Source organism: Nocardioides bigeumensis (assembly GCF_039531755.1).
Lineage (GTDB): Bacteria > Actinomycetota > Actinomycetes > Propionibacteriales > Nocardioidaceae > Nocardioides > Nocardioides bigeumensis.
In genome coordinates this window covers 556783-582585 of sequence record NZ_BAAAQQ010000002.1, presented here as the reverse complement: position 1 = coordinate 582585, position 25803 = coordinate 556783, and the positions used below count along the sequence as shown (strand labels likewise).

The 25803-nt window shown below is 71.7% G+C and carries 25 protein-coding genes and 1 pseudogene; 13 read left to right on the top strand and 13 right to left on the bottom strand.

The window, feature by feature from the left end; genetic code table 11:
* Positions 1-4 precede the first annotated feature (4 nt).
* Positions 5-2074 (top strand): S8 family peptidase, encoded by a 2070-nt coding sequence (locus ABD295_RS04065; RefSeq protein WP_344302350.1) that lies wholly within the window; start codon positions 5-7, stop codon positions 2072-2074.
* A 25-nt stretch (positions 2075-2099) separates the two neighbouring features.
* On the top strand, positions 2100-3404 hold the full coding sequence (locus ABD295_RS04060; protein ID WP_344302349.1) for a phytoene desaturase family protein: 1305 nt from the start codon (positions 2100-2102) through the stop codon (positions 3402-3404).
* 1 nt (position 3405) lies between these two features.
* Here the strand turns inward: ABD295_RS04060 and ABD295_RS04055 are convergent, their stop codons facing one another.
* Together ABD295_RS04055 and metF are read right to left on the bottom strand one after the other, a co-directional pair.
* The gene (locus ABD295_RS04055; protein WP_344302348.1) at positions 3406-4011 is read right to left on the bottom strand and encodes an SIMPL domain-containing protein; all 606 of its coding nucleotides are present in this window, start codon (positions 4009-4011) and stop codon (positions 3406-3408) included.
* A gap of 84 nt (positions 4012-4095) precedes the next feature.
* Positions 4096-4986: a methylenetetrahydrofolate reductase [NAD(P)H] gene (metF, locus tag ABD295_RS04050; protein ID WP_344302347.1), complete on the bottom strand. Its 891-nt coding sequence runs from the start codon at positions 4984-4986 to the stop codon at positions 4096-4098.
* A 99-nt stretch (positions 4987-5085) separates the two neighbouring features.
* Here metF and ABD295_RS04045 point away from each other — a divergent pair, with 99 nt between their 5' ends.
* Entirely contained in the window at positions 5086-6177 is a 1092-nt protein-coding gene (locus ABD295_RS04045; RefSeq protein ID WP_344302346.1) for a polyprenyl synthetase family protein, read from the top strand.
* 24 nt (positions 6178-6201) lie between these two features.
* On the opposite strand, the gene ABD295_RS04040 is transcribed toward ABD295_RS04045, so the two are convergent.
* Together ABD295_RS04040 and ABD295_RS04035 are read right to left on the bottom strand one after the other, a co-directional pair.
* Positions 6202-6636 carry a barstar family protein gene (locus tag ABD295_RS04040; RefSeq protein WP_344302345.1) on the bottom strand — a complete coding sequence of 145 codons (435 nt, stop codon included), beginning with the start codon at positions 6634-6636 and terminating at the stop codon, positions 6202-6204.
* A gap of 117 nt (positions 6637-6753) precedes the next feature.
* Positions 6754-7146: an Rv2175c family DNA-binding protein gene (locus tag ABD295_RS04035; protein ID WP_344302344.1), complete on the bottom strand. Its 393-nt coding sequence runs from the start codon at positions 7144-7146 to the stop codon at positions 6754-6756.
* Positions 7147-7386: 240 nt separating this feature from the next.
* On the opposite strand from ABD295_RS04035, the pseudogene ABD295_RS21140 reads away from it, so the two are divergent.
* The 6 genes and pseudogenes from ABD295_RS21140 to ABD295_RS04010 all read left to right on the top strand — a co-directional run.
* Positions 7387-8178: pseudogene (locus ABD295_RS21140) on the top strand (protein kinase domain-containing protein); the annotation flags it as partial.
* Positions 8170-9453, top strand: a complete 1284-nt coding sequence (locus ABD295_RS21135; RefSeq protein ID WP_425573982.1) for a Stk1 family PASTA domain-containing Ser/Thr kinase — start codon at positions 8170-8172, stop codon at positions 9451-9453. The pseudogene ABD295_RS21140 and the gene ABD295_RS21135, both read left to right, overlap by 9 nt.
* A 39-nt stretch (positions 9454-9492) precedes the next feature.
* The gene (locus ABD295_RS04025; protein WP_344302342.1) at positions 9493-9759 is read left to right on the top strand and encodes a hypothetical protein; all 267 of its coding nucleotides are present in this window, start codon (positions 9493-9495) and stop codon (positions 9757-9759) included.
* A gap of 34 nt (positions 9760-9793) precedes the next feature.
* Positions 9794-10690 (top strand): DMT family transporter, encoded by an 897-nt coding sequence (locus ABD295_RS04020; RefSeq protein WP_344302340.1) that lies wholly within the window; start codon positions 9794-9796, stop codon positions 10688-10690.
* A gap of 72 nt (positions 10691-10762) precedes the next feature.
* Positions 10763-11809, top strand: a complete 1047-nt coding sequence (gene aroF, locus ABD295_RS04015; protein ID WP_344302339.1) for a 3-deoxy-7-phosphoheptulonate synthase — start codon at positions 10763-10765, stop codon at positions 11807-11809.
* A gap of 72 nt (positions 11810-11881) precedes the next feature.
* Positions 11882-12760 carry an NADase-type glycan-binding domain-containing protein gene (locus ABD295_RS04010; RefSeq protein WP_344302338.1) on the top strand — a complete coding sequence of 293 codons (879 nt, stop codon included), beginning with the start codon at positions 11882-11884 and terminating at the stop codon, positions 12758-12760.
* Positions 12761-12767: 7 nt separating this feature from the next.
* Here ABD295_RS04010 and ABD295_RS04005 read toward each other — a convergent pair whose 3' ends face one another.
* On the bottom strand, positions 12768-13772 hold the full coding sequence (locus ABD295_RS04005; RefSeq protein WP_344302337.1) for a threonine aldolase family protein: 1005 nt from the start codon (positions 13770-13772) through the stop codon (positions 12768-12770).
* Between the two features lie 40 nt (positions 13773-13812).
* On the opposite strand from ABD295_RS04005, the gene ABD295_RS04000 reads away from it, so the two are divergent.
* The gene (locus tag ABD295_RS04000; RefSeq protein WP_344302336.1) at positions 13813-14310 is read left to right on the top strand and encodes a mismatch-specific DNA-glycosylase; all 498 of its coding nucleotides are present in this window, start codon (positions 13813-13815) and stop codon (positions 14308-14310) included.
* Here the strand turns inward: ABD295_RS04000 and ABD295_RS03995 are convergent.
* From ABD295_RS03995 to ABD295_RS03985, 3 genes are all read right to left on the bottom strand, one after another.
* Entirely contained in the window at positions 14297-15634 is a 1338-nt protein-coding gene (locus tag ABD295_RS03995; RefSeq protein ID WP_344302334.1) for a class II 3-deoxy-7-phosphoheptulonate synthase, read from the bottom strand. The two genes, ABD295_RS04000 and ABD295_RS03995, sit on opposite strands and share 14 nt — an antisense overlap.
* A 78-nt stretch (positions 15635-15712) precedes the next feature.
* Entirely contained in the window at positions 15713-17143 is a 1431-nt protein-coding gene (locus tag ABD295_RS03990) for a glycosyltransferase family 39 protein (protein ID WP_344302333.1), read from the bottom strand.
* A 20-nt stretch (positions 17144-17163) separates the two neighbouring features.
* Positions 17164-18636: an APC family permease gene (locus ABD295_RS03985; protein ID WP_344302332.1), complete on the bottom strand. Its 1473-nt coding sequence runs from the start codon at positions 18634-18636 to the stop codon at positions 17164-17166.
* A gap of 231 nt (positions 18637-18867) precedes the next feature.
* On the opposite strand from ABD295_RS03985, the gene ABD295_RS03980 reads away from it, so the two are divergent.
* The 3 genes from ABD295_RS03980 (at position 18868) to ABD295_RS03970 (ending at position 22508) form a co-directional block, all read left to right on the top strand.
* Positions 18868-20109, top strand: coding sequence for an alpha-hydroxy acid oxidase (locus ABD295_RS03980; RefSeq protein WP_344302331.1), 1242 nt, complete (start codon positions 18868-18870; stop codon positions 20107-20109).
* Positions 20110-20179: 70 nt separating this feature from the next.
* Positions 20180-20974, top strand: a complete 795-nt coding sequence (locus ABD295_RS03975; RefSeq protein ID WP_344302330.1) for an aldo/keto reductase — start codon at positions 20180-20182, stop codon at positions 20972-20974.
* A 97-nt stretch (positions 20975-21071) separates the two neighbouring features.
* Complete coding sequence (locus ABD295_RS03970; protein ID WP_344302329.1) at positions 21072-22508, top strand: FAD-binding oxidoreductase; 1437 nt, start codon at positions 21072-21074, stop codon at positions 22506-22508.
* Here the strand turns inward: ABD295_RS03970 and ABD295_RS03965 are convergent.
* The 5 genes from ABD295_RS03965 to ABD295_RS03945 form a co-directional block, all read right to left on the bottom strand.
* Positions 22505-22975, bottom strand: a complete 471-nt coding sequence (locus ABD295_RS03965) for an SRPBCC family protein (protein WP_344302328.1) — start codon at positions 22973-22975, stop codon at positions 22505-22507. The two genes, ABD295_RS03970 and ABD295_RS03965, sit on opposite strands and share 4 nt — an antisense overlap.
* Positions 22976-23520: 545 nt before the next feature.
* Positions 23521-24420, bottom strand: a complete 900-nt coding sequence (locus ABD295_RS03960) for a carbon-nitrogen hydrolase family protein (protein ID WP_344302327.1) — start codon at positions 24418-24420, stop codon at positions 23521-23523.
* A 38-nt stretch (positions 24421-24458) separates the two neighbouring features.
* Positions 24459-24839, bottom strand: coding sequence for a RidA family protein (locus tag ABD295_RS03955; protein WP_344302325.1), 381 nt, complete (start codon positions 24837-24839; stop codon positions 24459-24461).
* Between the two features lie 95 nt (positions 24840-24934).
* Positions 24935-25207, bottom strand: coding sequence for a hypothetical protein (locus tag ABD295_RS03950; protein WP_344302324.1), 273 nt, complete (start codon positions 25205-25207; stop codon positions 24935-24937).
* Between the two features lie 132 nt (positions 25208-25339).
* Complete coding sequence (locus ABD295_RS03945; RefSeq protein ID WP_344302323.1) at positions 25340-25795, bottom strand: group II truncated hemoglobin; 456 nt, start codon at positions 25793-25795, stop codon at positions 25340-25342.
* Positions 25796-25803 lie beyond the last annotated feature (8 nt).

Below are 25803 nucleotides of genomic sequence, written 5' to 3'. Positions count from 1 at the left end.
TTCGTTGAAGCGCTCCATCGCACTTGTCAGCCTCGCCCTCACAGCGGGCGTCCTCTCGGCACCGTCGGCGATCGCGTCGGGCGTCGCGCCCGGCGATGGTGACCGGACGGCGTTCGTCGCGGTCGCGGCGCGCCCCGCCATGGCCGGAGGCGTCATCGTCCACACCCGCGGCTCAGAAGCCCGGAGGCTCGGCGGCCGTGCCGTCGTGCGCGGCGTGGCAGCCGACCTCGCCCACCGGGTGGGCGGCCGGGTCCGCAGCCAGGCCGTGCTGCCGGGTGTCACCGCGCTGCGCACCGGCCTGATCAGCGCCGCCGACGCGCAGGCCCTCGCCGACGAGCTCGCCGAGCGTGCCGACGTGGCCTGGGCGGAGCCCGACCTGCTGATGCACACCGACGAGCTGCCCGACCCACCCGACCAAGGGGCTGATGCGCTGCCACCGGTGGCGGCCAACGATCCGCTCTTCGGGTCGCTCTACAACGTCTGGGACAACCGCGACGCGACCTCGCCCGAGGTGGCCGCGAAGGCGCCGTCAGCCTGGCCCGCCGGGGGCTACGGCACCAAGGCCCCGGCCCTGTGGACGGCGACGAAGGGCGCCCCGTCGGTGGTCGTCGCGGTCCTCGACACCGGCGTCCGGCCGCACCCCGACCTGGCCCCACAGCTGGTCGCGGGCTACGACATGGTCGCCGATCTCACGACCGCCAACGACGGGGACGGCCGCGACGCCGACCCGACCGACCCGGGCGACTGGGTCACGGCGGGGCTGTGCGGTCCGGGCGCCCCTGCGGAGAACAGCTCCTGGCACGGCACCCACGTGTCCGGCACCGTCGCGGCCGCCGCCGACAACCTGCTCGGGGTCGCCGGCGTGGCACCGGGGGTGAAGATCCAGCCGGTCCGGGTGCTCGGCCGGTGCGGCGGCTTCAGCTCCGACATCGCCGCCGGCATCGCATGGGCGAGCGGGGCCGCCGTCCCCGGCCTCCCGGCCAATGCCACGCCGGCGCGCGTCGTCAACATGTCGCTCGGCGGTGTGGGCGTGTGCTCGTCGACCTACCAGAGCGCGATCGACGTCGCCCGCAGCCGCGGCACGACCATCGTGGTCTCGGCGGGCAACGACAACGCGAGCGCGTCCGACAAGAGCCCGGCGAGCTGCGCCGGCGTCGTCACCGTCGGCGCCACGAGCGAGTACGGCGACAAGGCCGCCTACAGCAACTTCGGGCCTGTCGTCGACGTGTCCGCGCCCGGCGGCGACTCGACGTGGGACGGTCGCGGCGTCCTCTCGACCTACAACGCCGGCCTCACCACACCGGCCGCGGACAGCTATGCGGAGCTCGAGGGCACGAGCATGGCGGCCCCGGCCGTGTCGGGTGCCGCCGCACTGCTGGCCTCACTGGGCGGCTTCACGCCCGACCAGGCCGAGACCGCTCTCAAGAGCGCCGTGATCGCGTTCCCCACCAGCGCAGTGGCCAACTGGGCGCAGTGCTCGGTCGGCGTGTGTGGCAGCGGCGTCGTCGACCTAGGTCAGGTCCCGGCTCCCCTGTCCGGCCCCACGATCGCCGGCTCGCCCACTGCGGGCGCCCGGGTCTCGGCGGCGCCCGGCACCTGGACGGGCCCGGTGGTGCCCCTGGCCTACACCTGGCTCCTCGACGGCCGGGTCGTCGGCTCCGGCCCGACCTTCCTCGTGGACCGGCCCGGAAACCTGGTGCTGCGCAGCAGCCCGGCCACCGGCGCCTTCACACCGGTCACCAGCGACTCCGCAGCGGCCGCGACGATCGGGAAGCTCTCCAAGACCAGGCTCGCGGCTCCCAAGCGGGTGCGCGCCGGCGTGCGCTTCAAGGTCACCCTGAAGGTCAAGGTCAACGGCACCAAGAAGCCCAAGGGCAAGGTCGTGGTCCTCGACGGCAGCAAGGTCGTCGGCAAGGCCAAGCTGGTCAAGCGTGACAAGGGCAGGCTGGTCGTGCGGCTCAAGAAGCCGCTCAAGAAGACGGGCAAGCACAAGCTCACCGCGCGCTTCACGGGCAAGCCCGGGGTGTTCGGCTCCACGTCGGCACCGGAGAAGGTGAAGGTGGTCAGGGCCTGAGATCGGGCTCGCCTAGTGTTCCCCCGTGCGCGTGGCGGTCATCGGCGGGGGGTTCGGCGGGCTCGCCTCGGCTGCTCGGCTGGCCAAGCTCGGGCACGACGTCATCCTGCTCGAGCGCGGGCACGCACTCGGCGGCGCGCTGGCGCCGGTGCAGGCAGACGGCTTCACCTGGGACGGTGGCCCGACCGCGACGCTGTTGCCAGCCGTGCTGCGCGACCTCTTCCGCAAGACCGGTCGGCCCCTGGAGCGCGAGCTCGAGCTGCTCCCCCTCGAGGTCGCCCGGCGGCACCGGTTCGCCGACAAGTCCGCGGTCGACGTCCCTGTCGGGTCCCGGTCTGCTCAGGCCCGCGCGTTCGACGGTCTCGGCGCCGGGCTGGGTGACCAGTGGACGACGTACGCCGACTCGTTCACGACGGTGTGGGAGGTCGTGCGCCGTGAGCTGTTCGAGCGGCCCTACTCCCCCGACCTGGCGTCTCGTGAGCTGACCGCGCTGCTGCGCAGCCGCGAGATGCTCTCGCGCCGGACCCGCAAGGCGCTCCGCGACCCCCGGCTGCGGCTCGTGGCCACGCACGAGGTCGTCGCCGGTGGGCACGAGCCGCGCGACGTGCCCGCCTGGCTGGGCATGACGACCCACCTCGAGCAGCGGCTCGGCACCTGGACCGTGGCCGGCGGCCTGGCCGCCCTCGGCGCGGCTCTAGGGCGGCGCCTGGAGACCCGCGGCGTCGACGTGCTGACCGGCGCGGAGGCGCACGACGTCGTCGTCCGTGGCGGTCGCGTGGTGGCGGTGGCGACCGGCGCGGGACACGTCGACTGCGACGCCGTCGTCTGCTGCATCGACCCGCGCCGGCTCACCGTCCTGGCGGAGCACGTGCGGCGCACCCAGCCGGCGCTCCCGCCGACGATCAGCCACCTCGGCCTCGCCGTTGGCGACGCCGGTCACGACCTCCCCCACGAGGTCGTGCTGCACGGCGACCCGATGCTGGTGTTGCGCACCGGCGGCCGCGCGCCGGACGGCGGCAAGGCCTGGACGATCCACGGACACGGCCGGCTGGCCGAGGACATCGTGGTCGCCCTCGCACGAGCCGGCATCGACGTGCGCGATCGCGTCGTCACCAGGGTCGACCTCTCGCCGCGCGACCTCGTGGAGCAGTGGGGCGGGTCGCCAATGGGCGTGCGATGGGCGGGCCGCCGCACCGTCTCCGACCGACTGGGACCCCGCACGCCGGTGCCCGGGGTCTACGCCGCCGGAGCACACGCGACCTCGGGACCCGGCCTCCCCTTCGTCGGGCTCTCCGCAGCCCTGGTCGCCCAGGTGATCGGGCCCGCCTGACTCAGACGAGCGCCCAGGTCACGGTCAGGCTGCTGGTCAGCGCGCGCTCCCCAGGCTCGAAGGACACGTCCTTGGCGAGCGCCGCCTGGGCCACGGGCGCCTCGGCTAAGCCGCCGCTGCCCCCCTCCACGACCGTGACCACGTCGCCCAGGGTCGTCCCGGCCAGCGTCGCCAGGTGCTCGGCGCGGGCGCGGGCGTCGGCGTACGCCGCCTCGCGGGCGTCGCGCTCGGCCGGCCCGGCGTCGACCACCTCGAGGGAGACCCCGTCGATGCGCAGCGCGTCGCCGATCTCGGCCGCCAGCGCCGAGAGCAGCTCACCCGCAGCGGAGGCGTCCGACACCACGACCCGAAGCCCGTGCCTGGCCTCGAACCCCGACGGCGCGCCCTGCTGGTCGTACGCCGGCCACACGGAGAAGTCGGTGCTGGACACCTGCCGTGCGTCGACGAATCGCCGCGCGACCTCGGCGGCGGTCGCCGCGGAGGACGCGACACCCGAGAGAGCCCGGTCCACCTCCGGCGCGCGGTGCACGCTGCCTAGACGGACGATGGCAGCCTGCGGGACGACGCGCGAGGACCCCTGGCCGGTGACGGTGACGGTACGGCTCATGCGGCGAGCCTAGGACTCACCCGACGGACGGCACGACGAGCTCGGCACGACCCACACGGCAGCGGGCTCACAGGGGCAGACGGCTCACACGGGCAGTCGCAGCGCCTCGAAGATCTCGCGCGTCGCGCGCGACCTGTTGAGCGTGTAGAAGTGCAGGCCCGGCGCGCCACCCTCCAGCAGCGTCTCGCAGAGCTCGCTGGCGATCCGCACGCCCTCGGCACGCAGGGCAGCGGGGTCGTCCTGCAACGGCAGGATCCGGTCGAGCACCTCGTCGGGCACCTCGCGACCGGACAGCTCGACCATCCGGCGCATCGAGGCGAGGTTCAGGATCGGCATGATGCCGGGCACGATCGGGAAGTCCACGCCGGCCGCGGCGGCCCGGTCGACCAGGCCGAAGTAGTCCGACGCGCGCAGCACCATCTCGGTCACCGCGAACTCCGCGCCCGCCTCGTGCTTGGCCTTGAGCACGCGGGTGTCCTCGTCGAGGGTGGCGGTGTCGCGGTGACCCTCCGGGAAGGCGGCCACTCCGACGGTCAGGTCGCTGCGCGACTTGAGGAAGGCCACCAGGTCCGAGGCGTAGTCGACCCCGCCGGGCGTCGGCAGCCACGGGGTGCCAGGCCCACCGACCGGGTCGCCGCGCAACGCGAGGACGTTGTGGACGCCCGCCTCGGTGAGCGCCGTGACCACCTCGGCCAGCTCGTCGGTGGTGTGCCCGACGCAGGTCAGGTGGGCCATCGGCAGCATCGAGGTCTCCCTCGCGATCCGCCGGGTGATGGCCACGGTCCGGTCGCGCGTGGTGCCCCCGGCGCCGTACGTCACCGACACGAAGGTCGGGTGGAGCGGCTCCAGCTCGCTGATCGACCGCCACAGCACCTGCTCGCCGTCCTCGTCCTTCGGAGGGAAGAACTCGAAGGAGAAGGACCGCTCGCCGTCCCGGAGCAGCGCCGCGATGTCGCGGGGGTCTGGTCGCGCCATGCGCAACAGCCTAGGGCGGGTCGCGGCCCTCCCGAGAATCCGTCCACCGTGCGCGCCCCGCCGCGACCGGGGCGGCCGCCCGGCCCTAGGGTCGGCGCCATGGACTGGGACGTGGGCCGCTTCCGCGATGATCTCCAGGAGGTGCTCGACGAGTTCCTGGTCGAGCAGGCCGACCGGCTCGCTCCCCTCGGGCCGGACGCGTCGCTGCTGCACGACGAAGCCCGGGCGGCGGTCTCGGGAGGCAAGCGGTTCCGGGCCGCGTTCTGCTACTGGGGTCATCACGCCGTGCGTGACCTCGAGGGGCCAGAGCCCACCGCTGACGAGGAGCGCGCCGTGCTGCGGGCCGCGGCCGCCCTGGAGATCCTGCACGCCAGCGCCCTCGCGCACGACGACTACATGGATGCCTCCGACACCCGGCGCGGCAGGCCGGCCACCCACCGCGCCTTCGCGGCCGCGCACCGGGAGGCCGGCTGGCGCGGGGACCCCGAGCAGTACGGCGCCGCGGCGGCCATCCTTCTCGGCGACCTGCTCCTCTCGTGGGCCGACGAGCTGCTGCGGCGCTGCGGGCTCGGGTGGGACCGGGTCGGGCCCGCGCTCGACCTCTTCGACCGCTGCCGGTCGGAGGTGATCACGGGTCAGTTCCTGGACGTGTCGGTGCAGGCGCGCGGCTCGGCCGACGTGGACGACGCCATGCGGGTGCTTCGCTTCAAGTCGGCCAAGTACTCGATCGAGCGCCCCCTGCACGTCGGCGCCGCCCTCGCGGGGGCAGACAGCGCGACCCTGGCCTGGCTCACCGCCTTCGGGCTGCCGCTCGGCGAGGCCTTCCAGCTGCGCGACGACCTGCTGGGCGTCTTCGGCGACCCCGCCCAGACCGGCAAGCCTGCGGGCGACGACCTGGTCGAGGGCAAGCGGACCGTGCTGGTCGCGCTCGCCCTCGACGGGCTGGCTCACGCCGGACGGAGGGAGGACGCGGCCTACCTCGACCGCTCCCTGGGCACGTCGCTCGACGACGCCGCCGTGACCCGGCTGCGGACCGTGATCGACGACTCGGGCGCGCACGCGCAGGTCGAGGAGGCCATCGACGCCCTCGCGGGCCGCGCCCTCGACGCGCTCGACCAGGCGCCCGTCGCCGATGGGGCGCGGGTGGTGCTGCGCGAGCTGGCCACGGCCGTCACCCAGCGCAGCTTGTGACTCCAGGGGTCTCGTGACCACCGGTCAGTCGAGGCTGGGGACCCCTGCCGGCTCGGGGCCGTCGCCGCGCAGCAGCACCGCGAACGCACCCTCGCGCTCGGCGTTCACCCTGGTGCCGAGGACGCTCAGCGCGACCGAGAACGCCTGCGGATCGGTGCGGGCCAGCGGCCCCCAGCCGTCCCACAACAAGATCGTGTCGTCGTGGATGTCGAGCAGCGAGTCGGCCATCGCGTCGAAGTTGGCGCCCCCGCCTTCGCGGTAGGACTCGGGAAACGCGAGTGCCTCGCCGACCGCCGCGAGCAGCTCTTCCTTGGTGCCGCCGTGCCACCCGTCGACGTAGGCGAAGCGCCAACCGGCGTGCTCGACGGTGTGCTGGACCTCGGAGATGCCGAACGCGCCGTGCCAGCGATAGATCCCGGGAGGTGTCCGCTTCGCCAGCACCGCCGCAAGTCCGCTCATCTCGGTCCTCTCCTCGGGGGTTCTCTTCTATCGGCCGGGATGTCGATCGGCAAGGGGTCTCGTGACGATCGCTGCGCGACCTCCGACGACCACCTGATCGCTGGTCGTCGGGGCTTCCTAGAAGGCCATGGCCTGGGCCCGGCGCTTGACCTCGGCGCCGCGGTTCTCGAGCAGCGCGTCGATGGGGCGGCCGGGCAGGTCGAGGTCGTCGTAGATCCAGGCGATCGCCTCGCGGTCGTCGTACCCGCCGTCGTGCAGGACCGTCAGCAGGCCGGGCAGCCCCTTGACGACCAGTCCGTCGACGATGAAGTCGGCCGGGATCCGCTGGCCCACGCCGGGCGAGGGCACGGCACCGGCCAGCTCGTGGTCCTTGATCATCTGGCGGACCTTGGAGATCGAGACTCCGAGCCGCTGGGCCGCCTCCGCCCAGTCGAGCCAGGCGGGCACCCTGCGGGCGAGGTCGACGTCGGCGAGTGCGGGCGCGGTCTGCCCTTCGTCGGGTTCGTGCATGGCTCCCACTCTGGCAGCCTGGACCACCGACGCGGAATCCGGAGGACCCTGCCGCGCCACGCCACGCCGGACCCGCGTGGACGGGCCCGGGCACCCGCGGTCCGTACCATGGTCCCGCCGGGCCCTTCCCCGTCCGGCCATCGGAGGACGACTGTGCAGTCATACCGAGACGCACCCGCGCGCGGAGATCGGGGCGCGGGGGTCGCTGACGCGACCCGTCACGACGCCCTCACCGGCCGGCTGCTGGATGGTCGCTATCTCGTCGGCGCACGGATCGCGCGCGGCGGCATGGCCAGCGTGTACGAAGCCACCGACACCCGGCTCGACCGGCTGGTCGCGGTCAAGGTGATGCACTCCGGCTTGGGCGACGACGACGAGTTCGCCGCCCGCTTCGTGCGCGAGGCCCGTTCGGCTGCCCGCCTCTCGCACCCTCACGTCGTCGGCGTCTTCGACCAGGGCGAGGACGACGGTGTCGTCTTCCTGGCGATGGAGTACGTCCCCGGCCAGACCCTGCGCGACGTGGTCCGGGCCGAGGCGCCGATGCGGCCCGCTCGGGCGCTGGCCCTCATCGAGCCCGTCGTGTCGGCGCTGGCCGCCGCACACCGGGCCGGGCTGATCCACCGCGACGTCAAGCCCGAGAACGTCCTCATCGAGGACCCGGAGGCGGGCGGCCGGGTCAAGGTCGCCGACTTCGGCCTGGCCAAGGCCGTCAGCGCGGACACGCAGCACACCGTGACCGGTGGGGTCCTCATCGGCACCGTCTCCTACCTCGCCCCCGAGCTCGTGGTCGACGGTCGCGCGGACGCCCGCGCCGACGTGTACGCCGCCGGCGTGATGCTCTACGAGCTGTTGACCGGCGCCAAGCCGCACGAGGGCGAGTCCCCCATCGCGGTCGCCTACAAGCACGTGCACACCGATGTCCCGGCACCGTCGGCGGCGGTGCCCGGCATCGCGCCGTACGTCGACGCGCTCGTCGCGCGGGCGACCTCGCGCGACCGCACCCAGCGCCCCGCTGACGCGGGCGTGCTGCTCCACCAGATCCACCGGGTCGCCCAGGCCGTGCGCGACGGTGTCGACGACGACCCCGAGCTGACCGCCGACCTCGCCCCTCGTCCCGTCCGCGACCTCGATCTCGAGGAGCGCGCGGACCGGGGGCCCGACGCGACGGTCCCGGTGATCCTGCCGTCGTCGGCCGTCGGCAACGACACCGCGAGCGATCCGTTCGATGCGGTCGACCTGGCCAACTACCGCAACGACTCGTTCGGCAGCGGGGGCTTCGAGACGGTCGCTGGGCGACCTCCTCAGCCGCCGGCGGAGCCTGGGCCCGGCATCGTGCTCCGGGACCACGACCCGGTCACCGTGTCACCGACCCCGCTGCCGAAGCGTCCGGCCACGCTCCGGCCGGTCCGGCAGCGGCGGTCCCGCAAGGGGCCGATCCTGTTCGTGCTCGCCCTGCTGCTCGTCATCGCGGGCGGTGCGGGCGCGTACTGGTTCGGCGTCGCGCGCTACACCACCACTCCCGGTGTCATCGGGCTGAGCCAGGCGAAGGCCGAGGCCACCTTGGCCGAGGCCGGGCTCGAGGCCCGCGACGGCACACCCGCCTACTCCGAGACCGTGCCGGCCGGCGAGGTCCTCGCCACCGACCCGGAGCCCGGCTCGCGCGTCGTCGACGCGGGGACCGTCACCCTCGTGCTGTCGCTGGGCAAGGAGCGCTACGACGTCCCGCAGCTCAAGGGCATGACCGAGGACCAGGCCCAGGACGCGCTCGCCGAGACGAGCCTCGGCTTCGGCAAGTCCGTGGAGCGTTGGAACGAGTCGGTCCCCGAGGGCGAGGTCATCCGCAGCGACCCCGAGTCGGGCACGACGCTGAAGCCCGACGCCGCCGTCGACCTGATCGTGAGCAAGGGCCCGCAGCCGATCAAGGTCAAGGACTGGACCGGCATGGACGCCGACGAGGCCGTCGACGCCATGAATGCCAAGGGTCTCGAGGTCGAGGTCGTCGACGAGGAGTACGACGACTCGGTGCCCGAGGGCCACGTGCTCGCCCAGAGCCCGGCGTCCGGGACGCTGCACCGCGGCGACCGGGTCGACCTCACGGTGTCCCTCGGGCCTCAGCTGATCGCGGTTCCCGACAACCTGATCGCGATGGGGGTCGAGAACGCCAAGGCCGCCGTCGAGGCCGCCGGCTTCGAGGTGTCGGTCGTCAACGGCCCGGCGTACATCGGACTCGGCTACGTCATCGACGTCGACCCCGGCGGCGGCACCATGCTGCCCAAGGGCTCGACCGTCACCCTGATCCTGGTCTGAGCGACGGCGACCCCACCTCAAGCCGGTTAGCCTTGACGCATGTCGCCGAATGGCCGGAGCGCTTGGCTGCGGCTCGGTCGCCGACTGCTCGTGATCACAGCCTGCGCTGTTGCCGGGCTCGCATTGGTGGGCCTGCTCCTCGGTGGGCCAGACGGGGCAGTCCGCGGCGCGATCCTCGGCCTCGTCTGCGGCGTGATGGGCCTGCCGGGCATGTTGCTGGGCATCGCGCTCAACGCCGGCGACGACTACGCCGACCAGCGGACCCGGGCGTTCGACCGACGCCATGGCTCGGGCGGCACCGACTGACCTACCCAACCCACCCAAGCCCTACCCTGGGCCGGTGCCCGAGACGTCCCGCCGCGTGGCGCTCCTCGCATCGCTCACGCTGCTGCTCGTCACCGCCTGCTGGGGCTCGACGTTCTTCCTGATCAAGGACCTGCTGGACCGGGTCCCGGCCGTGGACTTCCTCGCCGTCCGCTTCCTCATCGCCGGGGTGTTCCTGACCGTGCTGTTCCCGCGTGCTCTCGGGCGCCTGGAGCGCGACTCGTGGCGGCACGCGGCGGTCCTGGGCGCGGTCTACGGCACCGGACAGGTGCTGCAGACCGTGGGGCTCGCGCACACGCCGGCGAGCGTGTCCGGCTTCATCACGGGCATGTACGTCGTGTGCACACCCCTCCTCGCCGCCGTGCTGCTCAAGACCCGCATCGGGCCGCTCACCTGGGCTGCGGTGCTGCTCGCCACCGCCGGCCTGGCAGTCCTCACCCTCGACGGATTCTCGGTCGGCTACGGCGAGGGGCTGACGCTCGTGGCGGCGGTGCTCTACGCGCTGCACATCGTCGGTCTGGGTGCGTGGGCGCGGAAGGACCAGGCGCTCGGCATGTCGATCGTCCAGCTGTTCATGGTCAGCGCCCTGTGCTTCGGGGCGGCGGCGCCGGGCGGCATCGAGCTGGCCACGACCACGCGTGACTGGCTCTCGATCCTCTACATGGCCTTCTTCGCCGCCGGCCTGGCGATGCTCGGGCAGACGTGGGCGCAGGCTCACCTGTCACCGACCCGCACCGCGATCATCATGAGCACGGAGCCCGTCTTCGCCGCGCTCTTCGCGGTCCTGCTCGGGGGTGAGTCGGTGGCGGGCCGGATGGCCGTCGGTGGCGCGATGGTGCTCGCCGCGATGCTGATGGTCGAGCTGGCCCCGCGGCGGCGCATCGAGGCCGAGGTCCAGCACCTCACGGTCTGAGACGACCGTCACACCCTCCGGGTCAGCACCTATCGTCGGGTCGGACGAGCGGACACGAGGAGGGGCGCAGCGATGGTCGTGGTCATGGCCCCCGACGCCACCGACGAGGACGTCGCCGCCGTCGTCGCGAAGGTCGAGAGCGTGGGTGGCGAGGCCTTCGTCAGCAAGGGCGTCGTGCGCACGATCATCGGACTGGTCGGCGACATCGACTCCTTCCACCACCTCAACCTGCGCACCCTTCGCGGGGTCGCCGACGTGCACCGGATCTCCGACCCGTTCAAGCTGGTCTCGCGCCAGCACCACCCCGAACGCACCACCGTGTGGGTCGGACCGGCCGGGCACCAGGTGCCGATCGGGCCCGACACGTTCACCTTCGCCGCAGGACCGTGCGCCGTGGAGTCGGCCGAGCAGACCATGGAGGCCGCGGCGATGGCGAAGTCGGCCGGCGCGACGTTGCTGCGGGGCGGCGCCTTCAAGCCGCGCACGTCGCCGTACGCCTTCCAGGGCCTCGGCGTCGCCGCCCTCGAGATCCTCGCCGACGTCCGCGAGGCGACCGGGATGCCGGTGGTCACTGAGGTGGTCGACGCCCGCGACGTGCCCGTCGTGGCCGACCACGCCGACATGCTGCAGATCGGCACCCGCAACATGTCCAACTTCAGCCTGCTGCAGGCCGTCGGCAGGGCCGGCAAGCCGGTGCTCCTCAAGCGGGGCATGACGTCCACCGTCGAGGAGTGGCTGATGGCGGCGGAGTACATCGCTCAGCGGGGCAACCTCGACATCGTGCTGTGCGAGCGCGGCATCCGCACCTTCGAGCCCAGCACCCGCAACACCCTCGACCTCAGCGCGGTGCCGGTCGTGCAGGCCAGCTCGCACCTGCCCGTGATCGTGGACCCGTCCCACGCCGCCGGACGCAAGGACCTCGTCGTGCCCCTGTCGCGGGCGGCGATCGCGGTCGGCGCCGACGGAATCATCGTCGACGTGCACCCCGATCCCGAGAAGGCGCTGTGCGACGGCCCGCAGGCGCTGCTCGGGCAGGAGCTGCGCGACCTCGCGACCGCCGTGCGCCGGCTGCCGCCCGCGGTCGGCCGCGTGGACGCCGCCGAGCTGGTGCGCGCCTGACCCTCGGTCTCGACCTCAGCGTGAGACCGGCCCTCGTCTAGCATGACGGCGGGAGGAATCAGGAGGAGATCGATGGACGAGGACGCCGTGGGGTCGTCCGGGCGCGCCTGGCGCACCGACACAGCCGAGCGGCCGGCGGTCGTCGTCCCTCCCGAGCCGACCCAGCCCGTGGCTCCAGTGCTCCCCCCGCGGGGTGCCGCACCCCAGGACAGGCCCCGCACTCCCCGTCCGCCTGCGCCTGCCTGGATCGCCTGGGCCGTCGTCGCCGCGGTGCTCGTCGCGGCGGCGGTCATCGGTGCCCGGCTCGCGCTGCAGCCGCCGGGCGACAGCACCACCGCCGTCGACCGCGGGCCGTCCACGCGGGACGAGGGTGCCAGCGGTGCCGACGACGCGAGCAGTCCGGCTGCCGCCGAGGAGGAGGAGCCCGTCGAGGAGGCTCCCGAGGAGGAGCCACCTGCCCAGGAGGTCGCGCCGTTCGGCGTCGGGCCGACGGTGACGGTGCCCGGTGCGGCGCCGGCCAACAACGACGTCACGGGTGAGCTGGTGACCTTCGACGCCGAGAACATGCTCGACGGCGACCCCGCGACCTGCTGGCGCATCGCCGGCAACGCGTCCGGGAGCGTGCTGACCTTCTCCTACCCGGAGGAGGTCACCGTCGCGCGCGTCGGGCTGATCAACGGCTATGCCAAGGTGTCCGTCGACGGTTCGGGACGCAGCTTCGACTGGTACGCCGGCAACCGGCGCATCCTCCAGGTCGAGTGGATCATCGGCGGGCAGGTGTTCCCGCAGACCCTCACCGAGACCACCGACGTGCAATCGATCGACATCGAGCCCATCGCGGCGACCGACATCGAGCTGCGGATCGTCTCGGTCAGCGCGCCCGGTCCCCAGCCGACCGGTCGCGACTACACCGCGATCAGTGACGTCGCGTTCGCGGGCTTAGAGGGTTGAACCCAGCTCACCGCAGGGCGGCGAGCACCTTGGCCGCGCGCTCGGCGGCTGCACGCGGCACGTCCAGGTGGGTGACCAGGCGGACCGTCCGCGGCCCGACCGCTGAGACGAGTACCCCCTCGTCGCGAGCCGCCGCGACGAAGCGCGGGGCGTCGTCGTGCGGGATCACCACGATGTTGGTGTCCACGGTCGCCGGGTCGACACCGCAGGCCTCCGCAAGGAGCCGTGCGTGCGCGTGGTCGTCAGCGAGCCGGTCCAGGTGGTGGTCGAGCGCGTGCAGCCCGGCGGCGGCGAGGATCCCGGCCTGTCGCATCCCCCCGCCCAGTCGCTTGCGACGGACCCGTGCCTGCGCCATCAGGTCGGCCGGACCCACCACCAGGCTGCCCACCGGCGCCCCGAGCCCCTTGGACAGGCACACGGCGAGCACGTCGGCGACGGCGCCGTAGTCCGCCAGCGGCACGCCCGTGGCGACGTGCGCGTTCCAGAGCCGGGCGCCGTCGAGGTGGATCCGCACGGGCTTGGAGTCCGCCCACGAGCGCAGGGCGACCAGGTCGGCGTACGGCAGCACGGCCCCGCCCGCGAAGTTGTGGGTGTTCTCCACCGACACGGTCGCCGTGGGCACGAAGAACGGCCCCATGTCCGGAGCGAACATCGCCTCGATGGCGGCCAGGTCGACCTGGCCGCGCGGGTCGGTCCAGGTGCGCATCGTGACGCCGGAGACCGCGCCGTGCGCGCCCAGCTCGGCGCGCGCGATGTGCGCAGCGGACTCGCACAGCACCTCCTGGCCCGGCGCGACCAGCAGTCCCACCGCCAGCACGTTGGCCAGCGAACCGGTCGGCGTGAAGAGGGCCGCCTCGTGGCCGAAGAGGCCGGCGACCCGCTCCTCGAGTGCACGCACCGTGGGGTCCTCGCCGTAGACGTCGTCGCCCACCTCGGCGGCCACCATGGCTGCGCGCATCGCGTCGGTCGGTCGGGTGACGGTGTCGGAACGCAGGTCGATCAGGTCGGGCACCCGGTCATCCTCTCAGCAGACCCGCAGGCAGACTGACCACGTGGAGGTGTTGCCCGACATCGTCGGACCTGAGCCGCGGATCGTCTTCTGCGGGATGGCGAGCGTGCTCAGCACGAAGCTGAGGGACCACTACTACGAGACGCCGGGCAACAACTTCTGGGAGATGCTCCACCAGAGCGGTCTCACCGACCGGCGACTGGGACCTGAGGACGACGGGTCGGTGCCTGAGCTCGGGCTCGGGCTCACCGACCTCGTGCACACCGGCGCCTCGACGTACGCGCTCGATGAGCTCACGGCCAAGGTGCGCTCGTGGGAGCCGGAGTGGGTGGCGTTCACGAGCAAGACGACGGCGTACGCCGTGGCCCGGTCGCTTGGCGAGCGACGTCCCGGCCTGGGGCCGGCGTCCTGGGAGCTCGCCGGCACGGCGGTGTTCGTGCTGCCGGGCACGAGCGGCGCGAACCGGCGCCACGACTACGACGGGCGGGTCGGTCGGCTGCCGTGGTGGCGCGACCTCGCGATGCTGGCTACGCCTTCCTGAGCATCTCGGCGACGAGGAAGGCCAGCTCCAGCGACTGCACCCTGTTGAGCCGCGGGTCGCAGACGGACTCGTAGCGGTTGGACAGGTCGATCTCCGCGAGCAGCTCGCCGCCGCCGACGCACTCGGTGACGTCGTCGCCGGTCAGCTCCACGTGCACGCCGCCGGGCCAGGTGCCGACGGAGCGGTGCACGTCGAAGAAGCCCTGCACCTCCTCGATGACGTCGTCGAAGGCCCGCGTCTTGTAGCCCGTCGACGTCTCGAAGGTGTTGCCGTGCATGGGGTCGCACACCCAGGCGACGTCGACGCCCGACGCGGTGACCTTCTCGACGAGCTGCGGCAGCTTGTCGCGGATGCGGCCCGCGCCGAACCTGGTGATGAAGGTGAGCCGACCCGGCTCGTTGGCCGGGTTGAGGCGGGCAGCGAGCCCCAGCGCGTCGTCGGCCGTGGTCGTCGGGCCGAGCTTCACGCCGATCGGGTTGCGGATCGCGCTGAGCAGCTCGACGTGGGCACCCTCGAGCTGGCGGGTGCGCTCACCGATCCAGAGGAAGTGACCGGAGACGTCGTACGGCAGCTCGGTGCGCGAGTCGATGCGCGTGAGGGCGTGCTCGTACTCCAGCAGGAGCGCCTCGTGCGAGGAGTGGAAGTCGACCCGGTGGAACTCGTCGGGATCGGCCCCGATCGCGGTCATGAACTGCATCGCGCGGTCGATCTCGTGGGCGAGCTTCTCGTAGGCCTGTCCGGAGACGGAGTCGCGGACGAAGTCGGTGTTCCAGGTGTGCACTTGGCGCAGGTCGGCGTAGCCGCCGGTCACGAACGCGCGCACGAGGTTGAGCGTCGCCGCGGACGAGTGGTAGACGTCGACGAGTCGCTGTGGGTCGTGACGGCGGTCCTCGGCGGTGAAGTCGTAGCCGTTGACCGCGTCCCCCCTGTAGGCGGGCAGGGTCAGACCGTCGCGGGTCTCGGTGTCCGACGAGCGGGGCTTGGCGTACTGGCCCGCGATGCGCCCAAGCTTGACCACCGGCACCGACGCGGCGTACGTCAGCACGACCGCCATCTGCAGCAGGACGCGCAGCTTGTTGCGCACGTTGTCGGCCGTGACGCCGGAGAAGGTCTCCGCGCAGTCGCCGCCCTGGAGCAGGAACGCCTCGCCGCGCGACACCGCGGCGATCTTCTCCTTGAGCTCGTCACACTCCCCCGCAAACACCAGCGGCGGCATCCTGCGCAACCGGGTGACGGCAGCGTCGACGGCGTCACGGTCGGCGTAGGTCGGCTGTTGGGCCGGACCGAGCGCGCGCAGCGCCTCGAGGTCGGGAACGGGGCTCACCGGTCAAGCGTACGCAGGCCGGCGCCACCGACCGCATGCCAGTGAAGGTTTCGAGACGTGCTCTGGATCGTTCGAGGATCAGTCGAGGTGCCGGAACTCCGGCCACAGCTCCGACCACGGGGCAACAGGAGCGCGGCAGACCGCGACCGGCGCACCCTGCTCCTCGTTGTCCACGCCGACCCCGTTGTCGAGCTCGTCGACGATCTCGCAGGAGCCGAACAGGTCCCGCACCGCGGCGTACTGGAAGCCCACCATCACCACGGTCCCGGCCGAGTCCGGCGGTCGCGCTCGGTCGAAGATCGCGTTCTGACCGCTGAAGACGGGCAGCTCCGAGGCGAACCGATCGATCGCACCGGCCTCGCCGTAGTTGGACGTGATGACGACCGGCTGCTCCTGCGCGACCGAAGAGGCCACGGCGCGGACCTGGTCGACGTACGTCGGCCATCCGACCTGGTCGGCGATCACCATGTTCATGGCAGGCACCGGTGTCCGGCCGACGACGTCCACAGGGAGCACGGGGAGGGACACGACCGCCGCGACCCAGACATTGACCAGGACCAGTGGCGCCCACACCCAGCGCCAGCGGTGCACGCCCGGGTGGACGACGACGACCCCGGCCGCGAACACGGCGATCAGAGGGAACAGCGGGTAGTGCGGCTGCGCACCGCTGACGAAGGTGAAGACCACCACCAGCACGAAGGCGGGCGCGAGGAAGCGCACCGGTGCCCAGTCGGGCCGTCGCCACAGCGCGACCAGCCCGCGGACCCAGACGTACGCCATCGGCGGACCCAGCCCCACGACGAGCAGCACCCACATGAAGACGCGCACGTCGGAGGCGTTGTTCTCAGCCAGCGCCTCCCCCATCGCCAGCTGCGGCCAGTCGTGGCCGGCTTGGTAGAGGACGTTCGGCAGCGCCAGGACGAGGGCGACCAGCGCTCCGCCCAGCACGTGGGGCGACAGCAACCGGCGACGAGGCCCATGGAGCAACAGCCCGAGCGCGATACCGACGAGCAACAGCGCGACCAGGAGCCGGTTGTACGACGCCAGCCCGGCCACCACCCCGGCGACCAGCCACCAGCGCGGCCGGTCGCGCAGCTCGGCCCGCACGACGCACAGACAGATCAGTGGCCATGCGACCAGGTCGAACGCCGAGGTGAGCAGCACGTGCCCGAAGTTGAGGCACACGGTCGTGCCGGCGTACGTCCAGGCGCCCCAGGCCTGAGCCCGCGACGAGCCGCCGAGCTCGCGCACGAGAAGACCGACCAGGACGACGGAGCAGGCGGCGGCGATCGTCGCCGGCGCCCGCATGAGAACGAGGTGGTCACCGAGCGCTCCGGCGATCAACGGCACCAACGGCGGCTGGTCGACGTACCCCCAGGCGGGCTCGAGCATCCGGAAGTACAGCTCGTCGCGGTGGTAGCCGTAGCGAGGACTGGCGGCGGTCAGCACGAACGCCACCACCCCCGCCGCCGCGAGGACGAGCTTCCTGGCGAACGGCGGCGGAGTCACTGGCCGATTATCGGGCCTCGCTAGGGGTCGTGCGTGTCGGCGTCCTCGAGGTGCTCGATGTCGCGGAAGCCGGTCTTCTTGGCGCGGATGCCCCGGTTCGTCATCCAGGTCAGCGCCCAGAGCACGATGCCGAGCGCCAGCATCCCGCCGGCGATCTTGTACTGGATCCAGTCCTCGCTGTCGCGCGCCCAGGGGCCGACGAGGAAGAGACACGTCGCCGCACCGACGAACGGCCCCCACGACGGCGCGGAGAACCCCGCCTTCGTGCGGGTGTCGCCGCGCAGGACGACACAGGCGACGTTGACGACCGCGAAGACGCAGAGCAGCAGCAGCGCCGTGGTGCCCGAGAGCGCCGAGATCACGCTCGTCTCGGCCTGGAAGGTGACCACGACGATCAGGCCGAGGGCCAGCAGCGTGGAGAAGAGGATGCCCGCCCACGGCGTACGCCGCCCGGGCAGGACCTTGCCCAGCGTGCGCGGCAGCACATCCTGGTGGGCCAGGCCGTAGAGGAGGCGGGACGCCATCAGCATGTTGATCAGTGCGGTGTTGGCGACCGCGACGACCGTCAGGAAGGGGAACAGCTTGTCGATCGGCAGGTTCGGCGCCCCCAGCTGGACGACGCTGAGGAGCACCTTGCCCTCGTCGGCGACGACTTCCTCGATCTGTCCCTCGGGGATCACTGCGATCACCGAGACAGCGACCAGCATGTAGAAGAGCACAGCGACGCCGAGCCCGGTCAGCATGACGCGGGGGAAGACCCGCTCGGGATCGTGCGTCTCCTCGACCATGTTGACGGAGTCCTCGAAGCCGACCATCGCGAAGAAGGCGATCGCCGTGGCGACGGTGACCGCCAGGAAGATGCCGCGGTCGGACCCGGACTGGAAGGTGACGACGCGACCCATGTCGGCGTCGCCCTTCGCCATCACGTAGAAGCCGATCCCGATGACGATGACCAACGCCGACATCTCGATGACGGTGAGGATGACGTTGAACTTCACGCTCTCCCCGACGCCGCGCAGGTTGATCGCGGCGAGCAGCAGCATGAAGCCCATCGCGACCACCGTGATCGCGGTGTTGCCCTGGGAGACGTCCCAGCCGAGCGCGTCGAAGCCCGCCAGCAGGTTGGTCGCCAGGAGGTTCGACGACGTCGACGCACTCGTCACGCCGGAGCAGATGACGGCGAACGCGACGAGGAAAGTCACGAAGTGGATGCCGAACGCCTTGTGCGTGTAGAGCGCCGCCCCAGCGGCCTGCGGGTACTTGGTGACCAGCTCCAGGTACGACAGCGCAGTGATCGTCGCCACGGCGAAGGCGACGAGGAACGGCACCCACACGATGCCACCGACCTCGAGGGCCATCTCGCCGGTCACCGCGTAGACACCGGCGCCGAGGATGTCGCCGACGATGAACAGCAGCAGCAGCTTGGGCCCCATCACCCGCTTGAGGTCGGGAGTGGCTCCGTTGACGTCCTGGTCTGATGTGGTCACGCTCATGGGCGCCCCCTCGTCCGAGACCACCCCTGGGGGGGCGGCCGAGTCCCCCCATCGTGGCCCAGCTCCACCCCTTCGAACCATCGCCGTAGGGGTGGAAACCTGAGGTCGAGCAGCCCCGCACGATCAGGTCCGGCTCGCGCGCACGGGGTCCTGTCGGGCAGTCTCGATCATTGCGGGCGCTGGTCGCCCGCACTCACCAGATCGTCGTCCACGAGCGCACGGAGCGACCCGATGAAGCGCCAGCTGCCCACGCCGCACGACCTGCGGCCGCTGCTGAAGTTCAAGAAGCCGACCCTCTCCCCCAAGCAGCGGCGGCTCGAGTCGGCGCTGACGATCGAGGACCTGCGCCGGGTCGCGAAGCGGCGTACTCCCAAGGCGGCCTTCGACTACACCGACGGCGCTGCTGACGGCGAGGTCTCCCTGGCCCGTGCGCGCGAAGCGTTCGCGGACGTGCAGTTCAACCCGTCGATCCTGCGCGACGTGTCGTCGGTCGACACCTCGCGAGTCGTGCTCGGCGAGCGGGTGGCGCTGCCCTTCGGCATCGCACCGACCGGCTTCACCCGGATGATGCAGAGCGAGGGCGAGATCGCCGGCGTCACGGCCGCCGAGGCCGCCGGCATCCCCTACACGCTCTCGACGATGGGCACGACGTCGATCGAGGACGTCGCCGCGGCGGCGCCGGGCGCGCGGAAGTGGTTCCAGCTCTACATGTGGAAGGACCGCGACCGCTCGATGGCGCTGGTGGACCGCGCCAAGCGGGCGGGGTACGACACCCTCGTGGTGACCGTCGACGTCCCTGTGGCCGGCGCGCGCCTGCGCGACACCCGCAACGGCATGACCATCCCGCCCACGCTGTCGGGCCGCACCATCACCAACGCGATCCCGAGGCCGGCCTGGTGGATCAACTTCCTCACCACCGAGCCCCTCGCGTTCGCGTCCCTCGACGCCTGGTCGGGCACGGTCGGCGAGCTGCTGGACCACATGTTCGACCCCACGGTCACCTTCGAGGACCTCCGCTGGATCCGCGACCAGTGGCCCGGCGCCGTCTCGGTCAAGGGCGTCCAGTCCGTCACCGACGCCCGAAAGCTGGCCGAGCTCGGCGTCGACGCGGTCGTCCTGTCCAACCACGGCGGCCGCCAGCTCGACCGCGCCCCGGTCCCCTTCCACCTGCTGCCGTCGGTGGTGGCCGCCCTCAGGGGCTCGAAGACCGAGGTGCACCTCGACACGGGGATCATGTCCGGCCAGGACATCGTCGCCGCCGTCGCCCACGGCGCCCACTTCACCCTCATCGGCCGCGCGTACCTCTACGGCCTCATGGCCGGGGGCCGTGACGGCGTCGACCGCGCCATCGACATCCTGCGCAACCAGATCGAGCGCACCATGCGCCTCTTAGGCGTCGCCACCCTCGACGAGCTCACCCCCGATCACGTCACCCAGCTCGTCAGATTGGCCCCCCGCGAGCTGGACGGCTGACCCAGACCCCCATGGTCGTCCGGGAAGCGGCTCCGACTGGCAGTTGACCTCCTCTGCCTAGGGTGGAGCCATGACGGACTCGATCGACCTGCCCGACGACACCGTGACCCTGGCTGGCGGCTCGGTGATGCCGCTGCTGGGGTTCGGGACCTGGCAGATCAAGGGCGACGACGCCGTACGCGCCACCGCAGCGGCCCTGGACGCCGGCTATCGCCACCTCGACACCGCGACGGTCTACGGCAACGAGGGCGAGGTCGGACGCGCCCTGGCGGAGAGCGGCGTGTCGCGGGAGAAGGTCTTCGTGACCACCAAGTGCCCGCCCAGCAAGGCTGGGCACGAGCTCGACACGCTCAAGCAGAGTCTCGACCTGCTGCAGACGGACCACGTCGACCTGTGGCTGATCCACTGGCCGGGTGACGGGTCGTCCAACACCGACTTGTGGCGCGCGTTCGGCGAGGCCCGCGAGCAGGGACTCGCCCGCGAGATCGGGGTCAGCAACTTCGACGCCGCCCTCCTCGACGAGGTCACCGGGGCCACCGGGCTCACCCCTGCCGTCAACCAGATCGAGTGGAGCCCCCTGCTGTACGACGCCGCGACGGTGGCCGAGCACCGCGAGCGCAGCATCGTTCTCGAGGGCTACAGCGCCCTGCGCGGCGGCACGCTCGACCACCCGACGATCCTGCAGATCGCCGAGCGCGAGGACCGCACGGCTGCCCAGGTCATCATTCGATGGCACCTCCAGCACGGCTTCGTGGTCATCCCCAAGTCCGTGAACCCGGAGCGGATCCGCTCCAACGCGGACGTGGCCGGCTTCACGCTGAGCGACGACGACATGGTCGCCCTCGACGCCCTCGGGAAGGGCTGACGGCTCCGCGATCGGCTGGGCGCCGGAGGTCTGTTGATCGAGGCGGCACAGGACTAACGTGATTCGTGCTCCCCGGCTGACCCGGAGGAGGCACGCCATGACCCAGACCACCAGCACGCCGATCGACCAGCTCCGCGGACGGATGACCGGCGAGGTGGTCGGCGCCGGCGATCCGGCGTACGACGAGGCGCGGCGGGTCTGGAACGCCGCCATCGACCGCCGTCCGGTCGCGGTGGCGATGTGCGCGGACGAGGACGACGTACGCGCGGCGGTTCGCTTCGCTGCCGAGAACCACCTCGAGGTCGCCGTGCGTTGCGGGGCCCACAGCATGTCCGGTGCCTGCGTCGTCGATGACGGCCTCGTCATCGACCTCAGCCGGATGAACCAGGTCAGCGTCGACCCGGCTGCTCGACGCGCGCGGGTCGGCGGCGGCGCGCTCCTGGGGGATCTCGACGCGGCCACCCAGGCTCACGGGCTCGCCGTCCCCGTCGGCCTGGTGAGCCACACCGGCATCGGGGGGCTGACGCTCGGCGGCGGCATGGGATGGCTGAGCCGGAAGTACGGGCTGACGATCGACAACCTCGTCTCCGCGCGGGCCGTCAGCGCGGCCGGCGACGTGCTGGTGGCCTCGGAGACCGAGAACGCCGACCTCTTCTGGGCCCTGCGCGGTGGCGGCGGGAACTTCGCGATCGTCACGGAGTTCGAGTTCGAGCTGCACGAGGCCGGCCCCATGGTGCACTTCGGCTTCCTGTTCTGGGGGCTGGACCAGGGCGTCGACGCGCTGCGTCACGCCCGCGAGGTGATCAGCTCGATGCCGCCGGACGTGAACGTCGTCGTCGGCGGCCTGAACGCTCCCCCGGCGCCGTTCGTGCCCGAGGACGTCCAGCTCCAGCCCGGCTACGCCATGATCGTGGTCGGCTTCGGCTCGCCCGAGCAGCACGCCGAGGTGCTCGAGCAGGCGCGAGCCGGCGTACCGCCCCTCGTGGACTTCACCTCGCCGATGCCCTACGTCGAGCTGCAGAAGATGCTCGACGAGGCCAACGCGTGGGGCTTCTTCGCCTACGACAAGGGCTGCTACGTCGAAGAGCTGTCGGACGGCGTCATCGACGCCCTCGTCGAGCACTTCCCGCAGAAGACCTCGCCGCTGTCCATCGCGCTCTTCTACCGGCTCGACAACGCCTACAGCACCCCTGCCGAGGACGCCACGGCGTTCAGCGGCGGGCGATCGCCCCGCTTCGGCGTCTTCATCATCGGCGTGTGTCCTGACCCGGCGATGATGCCGGCGGAGCGGAACTGGGTCCGGTCGATGGCCGAAGCCCTACGCACGTACGCCGCGAGCGACGGCTCCTACGTCAACGGGTCGTCGGAGTTCGACGAGCTCGACCCGGTGCAGGCCGCCTACGGTGCCGGCAAGTTCGCCCGCCTCGTCGAGCTGAAGGCGAAGTTCGACCCGACGGACCTGCTGCACGGGAACGCCCGCGTCAGCCCGACCGAACGACCTCTCCCTGACGACCAGACGGCGCTCCGCGGCTAGACCCCTGGAGTCCGCTCGAACGACGCCTTCAGGGCATCGAGCGTCGTGGTGCGCTCCTTGAGGGCGAGTCGCCGCAGGATCGGTCTGGCCAGGCGCCACACGCCGTACGGCATCAACTTGCCGCCATGGCGGACCAGCGTCTCGGCGTCGCCGGAGGGCTCAAGGTGATAGCTCGGCCAGCCCTCGAACTTGAGCTTGCCCGGCTTCGACTCCTCCCACCAGTGGAAGACGATCGTGTGCGGCCTTTCCAGCTCGGCGATCTCGCCAGGCATCTCGCCCTGGCTCGTCTCGTCAACGAACGTCGTCCCGACAGTGGGCTCCCCGGGCGAGGTCTGCCGAGTGCTGTTGAGCATGCTCCCGCTCCCGGCCATCCAGTCGTTGTACCCCTCGATGTCGATGAGCCGTGCGAACACCTCCTCGATCGGTGCCCGGATCGTTCGCTGGAGCTCAAACTCGATCGGCCGCATCCGACCAGCATCGTCCTCTCGGGACAACGCCACAACCTTGTCAGCGGCGGCCGCATGACGTGCAGCGCCAGGTCTCAGCGCTCCTGGACCGGCTGCGTCCGAGCCGCGTCACTCGCTAAGCGGTGAAGCCCCGTCGAGGTCTGTCACCGCGATCTTGTGGCGAATCGTCGTGATCGGGCCCCTGGTGCGCAATGTGCGGCGAGCGGTGGCAGGACGAGAATGAGGGCTCGTAGGCTCACACGCGGAGGGAGCGGACCGCGTCGAAGCCGCGGATCATGTCGCCCTCACGATCGGCGGCGTCGGCCTGACGGATGTCTTCCAATGCCTCAAATCCTGGTCGGCGGCACCACCTCACCCGGCGGCGACTACACCTCCTTCGGCATCGCCAAGCTGACCCCCACCGAAGTCGCTGCTTGGGCCGACGATGCCGGCTCTGAGCGCGGCTGCCTTGCTCCTTGCACTGCTGACGCCGCCGCCCGCCACCGCCCCCGACGCGCGCGCCCCATCTGGCTTCGCGGCGGTCGCCTACAAGCTCGACTCCTAGGTCACTTGGACGGCGGCCACAGGACGTCGGCGCGGCTGTAGTGACCGGCGGCGTCGAACCAGCGCTTGGCGTGGAGCGTCTGCCGCAGGTCGCAGTCGGCGACCACGACGCCATCGGCGTCGTACAACGGTCCCGCGATCACCTCGCCGGATCCCGGGGCGACGACGGCCGCCCCGCCTCGGCCGAAGACGTCGCTGTCCGGGAGCGGCCAGGGGAAGTCGTCGCCGAACGCCGCGCGCTCGATGAACTGGGGCACCGACACCACGAACGCACCGGCCTCGATGGCGATGTGCCGGATCGTGGCCTGCCATCCCTCGGAGTCGTCGGCAGTGGGTGCCAGCCAGATCTGCGGGCCGCCTTGGAGCACCGCCCACCGGGCCAGGGGCATCCGGTTCTCCCAGCAGATCAGTCCCCCGAGCCGGCCCAGACGGGTCGCGGTGACCTGGAGGTCGTCGCCTGCGCCGATGCCGTGGAAGAGCCGTTCGTGGAAGGTCGGCATGAGCTTGCGGTGCCTGTTGAGCAAGCCGTAGGGGCCGACCAGCAGCAGCGTGTTGTAGAGGCTGCCCGGCCGCTCGGCCTCGCGCTCGTTGACTCCGATGGCGCAGATGACGTCGAGCTCGCGGCACGCGTCGGCGATCCGGTCGACGACGGGGCCGGGCACCTCGACCGAGCTGGCCCACAACGCCTCCCACAGCTTGTCACCGTCACCGCCGGGCAGGTGTGCCCAGGCGTACGACGGGTACAGCGACAGGAAGGTCTCGGGGAACACCACCAGCTCAGCGCCCTGCCCGGCCGCCTCCGAGAGCAGGCCGAGCGCCTTCTCGAGACTGGCCTCCAGGTCGAGCACCACGGGCATCGCCTGGACTGCCGCGACCCGGACCGTGGGCAGTGTGGTCTCCATGAGGGCAGGGTACGGCGACGCGGGAGCCCGTGGACGCTTCAGCCGACGTACGCCGTCATCCTGATCGAGACGCGCAGCCCGGGGACGTCGACGCCCAGCTTCACGCCGTGCCGCGCCGGCGGGTCGGACGGGAACCACCGCGCCCACTCCTCGTTGAGCCCGGCGAAATCGGCCGGGTCGTGGAGCAGGATCCCGACCTCGACGACGTCATCGAGACCGGCGCCGCCTGCGTGGAGGATCGCCTCGCAGTTGGTCAGTGCCTGCCTGGTCTGGTCCTGGATCGTGTCACCGGCCAGGCTGCCGGTGCTCGGATCGATGCCGACGATGCCGGAGAGGAAGACGAACGGCCCCGCAGCGACTCCCTGGCTGAAGAGCGGCGAGCTCGGGGCGTTCGGGGTGGAGATGACCTGACGCGACATGGCGCTCCTTCGGCTGACCGATTGGTGAGCGCCACGATGGCAGGGGCACGGGCCGTCGCGCGACAACGATCTCGACGCGCGACGCAGGAGTGGGCTCAGGCCTCGCTCTCGCTGCTGCTCTCACTCTCGCTGTCGCCCTCGGCCTCGCCGTCGTCTCCGCCGAGCTTCTCGAGCTTGGCGTAGGGGCTGACGATGCGCACGGTGCGGGAGCGGAAGTCCACGCTCACCGCGTGGCCCTCGACCGCGACCACCCGGCCGAGACCGTAGAGGTCGTGACAGACGTCGTCGCCGACGGCGTAGACCTCCACCTCAGGTGCGATCTCCTGCTTGAAGGGACTGCTTGCGAGGTGCCGCCGGATGTTCGCCATGAGACCTCAAGTATGCGCCCTCACCCATGCTCAGGGCCAACCGCCGGTCTGGAGGGGTTCGGCAACGCCGCGTCCGAGTCGCTTGAGTCCCGCGATCGCGGGACTCAAGCGTCACCAGCGCGGGTTGCCGAGCTAGCCCTCGTCGACCAACCCGTCCCACGACCACTTCGGGATGCGCAGGCCGTCGGGCACGTCGTCCTCGGAGTCCTCGAAGCGGTTGACCGACTCGAAGGTCGCCCAGCGCCAGTAGTCGTGCAGCACCTGCCGCACCGGCTGGTCGTCGGTGATCCCCACGTCGGTCATCGCGGCGTCGAAGCACGCGACGGCACGGTGGTTCATCTCCTCGTGCGGCCCGTTGCCGCTGTGCATGCGGACGACAGACGTCTCGTCGCCGTACGCCGACGTGAAGCCCGGCGGTCCGCCCAGCGCCTCGCCGAGGTACGCCGCCAGCCGGACCGTGTGGTCGGGGTGGAACCCGTGGCTGAACGCGTGGCCCAGCACCTCGTCGGCGACGGCTCGCTCGTGCCAGGCGGCAGCCAGGCGCTCGAGCCCGACCCGGCCCCCCGCGGCGTCGTACACGCTGGTCATGGCAGGCA

Bases quoted from the DNA above. Each gene is read 5' to 3' on its own strand.
- ABD295_RS04055 (WP_344302348.1), bottom strand. From the start codon at position 4,011: ATGAGCCGTACCGTCACCGTCACCGGCCAGGGGTCCTCGCGCGTCGTC.
- metF (WP_344302347.1), bottom strand. From the start codon at position 4,986: ATGGCGCGACCAGACCCCCGCGACATCGCGGCGCTGCTCCGGGACGGC.
- ABD295_RS04045 (WP_344302346.1), top strand. From the start codon at position 5,086: ATGGACTGGGACGTGGGCCGCTTCCGCGATGATCTCCAGGAGGTGCTC.
- ABD295_RS04040 (WP_344302345.1), bottom strand. From the start codon at position 6,636: ATGAGCGGACTTGCGGCGGTGCTGGCGAAGCGGACACCTCCCGGGATC.
- ABD295_RS04035 (WP_344302344.1), bottom strand. From the start codon at position 7,146: ATGCACGAACCCGACGAAGGGCAGACCGCGCCCGCACTCGCCGACGTC.
- ABD295_RS04025 (WP_344302342.1), top strand. From the start codon at position 9,493: ATGTCGCCGAATGGCCGGAGCGCTTGGCTGCGGCTCGGTCGCCGACTG.
- aroF (WP_344302339.1), top strand. From the start codon at position 10,763: ATGGTCGTGGTCATGGCCCCCGACGCCACCGACGAGGACGTCGCCGCC.
- ABD295_RS04010 (WP_344302338.1), top strand. From the start codon at position 11,882: ATGGACGAGGACGCCGTGGGGTCGTCCGGGCGCGCCTGGCGCACCGAC.
- ABD295_RS03985 (WP_344302332.1), bottom strand. From the start codon at position 18,636: ATGAGCGTGACCACATCAGACCAGGACGTCAACGGAGCCACTCCCGAC.
- ABD295_RS03980 (WP_344302331.1), top strand. From the start codon at position 18,868: ATGAAGCGCCAGCTGCCCACGCCGCACGACCTGCGGCCGCTGCTGAAG.
- ABD295_RS03975 (WP_344302330.1), top strand. From the start codon at position 20,180: ATGACGGACTCGATCGACCTGCCCGACGACACCGTGACCCTGGCTGGC.
- ABD295_RS03970 (WP_344302329.1), top strand. From the start codon at position 21,072: ATGACCCAGACCACCAGCACGCCGATCGACCAGCTCCGCGGACGGATG.
- ABD295_RS03965 (WP_344302328.1), bottom strand. From the start codon at position 22,975: ATGCGGCCGATCGAGTTTGAGCTCCAGCGAACGATCCGGGCACCGATC.
- ABD295_RS03960 (WP_344302327.1), bottom strand. From the start codon at position 24,420: ATGGAGACCACACTGCCCACGGTCCGGGTCGCGGCAGTCCAGGCGATG.
- ABD295_RS03955 (WP_344302325.1), bottom strand. From the start codon at position 24,839: ATGTCGCGTCAGGTCATCTCCACCCCGAACGCCCCGAGCTCGCCGCTC.
- ABD295_RS03950 (WP_344302324.1), bottom strand. From the start codon at position 25,207: ATGGCGAACATCCGGCGGCACCTCGCAAGCAGTCCCTTCAAGCAGGAG.
- ABD295_RS03945 (WP_344302323.1), bottom strand. From the start codon at position 25,795: ATGACCAGCGTGTACGACGCCGCGGGGGGCCGGGTCGGGCTCGAGCGC.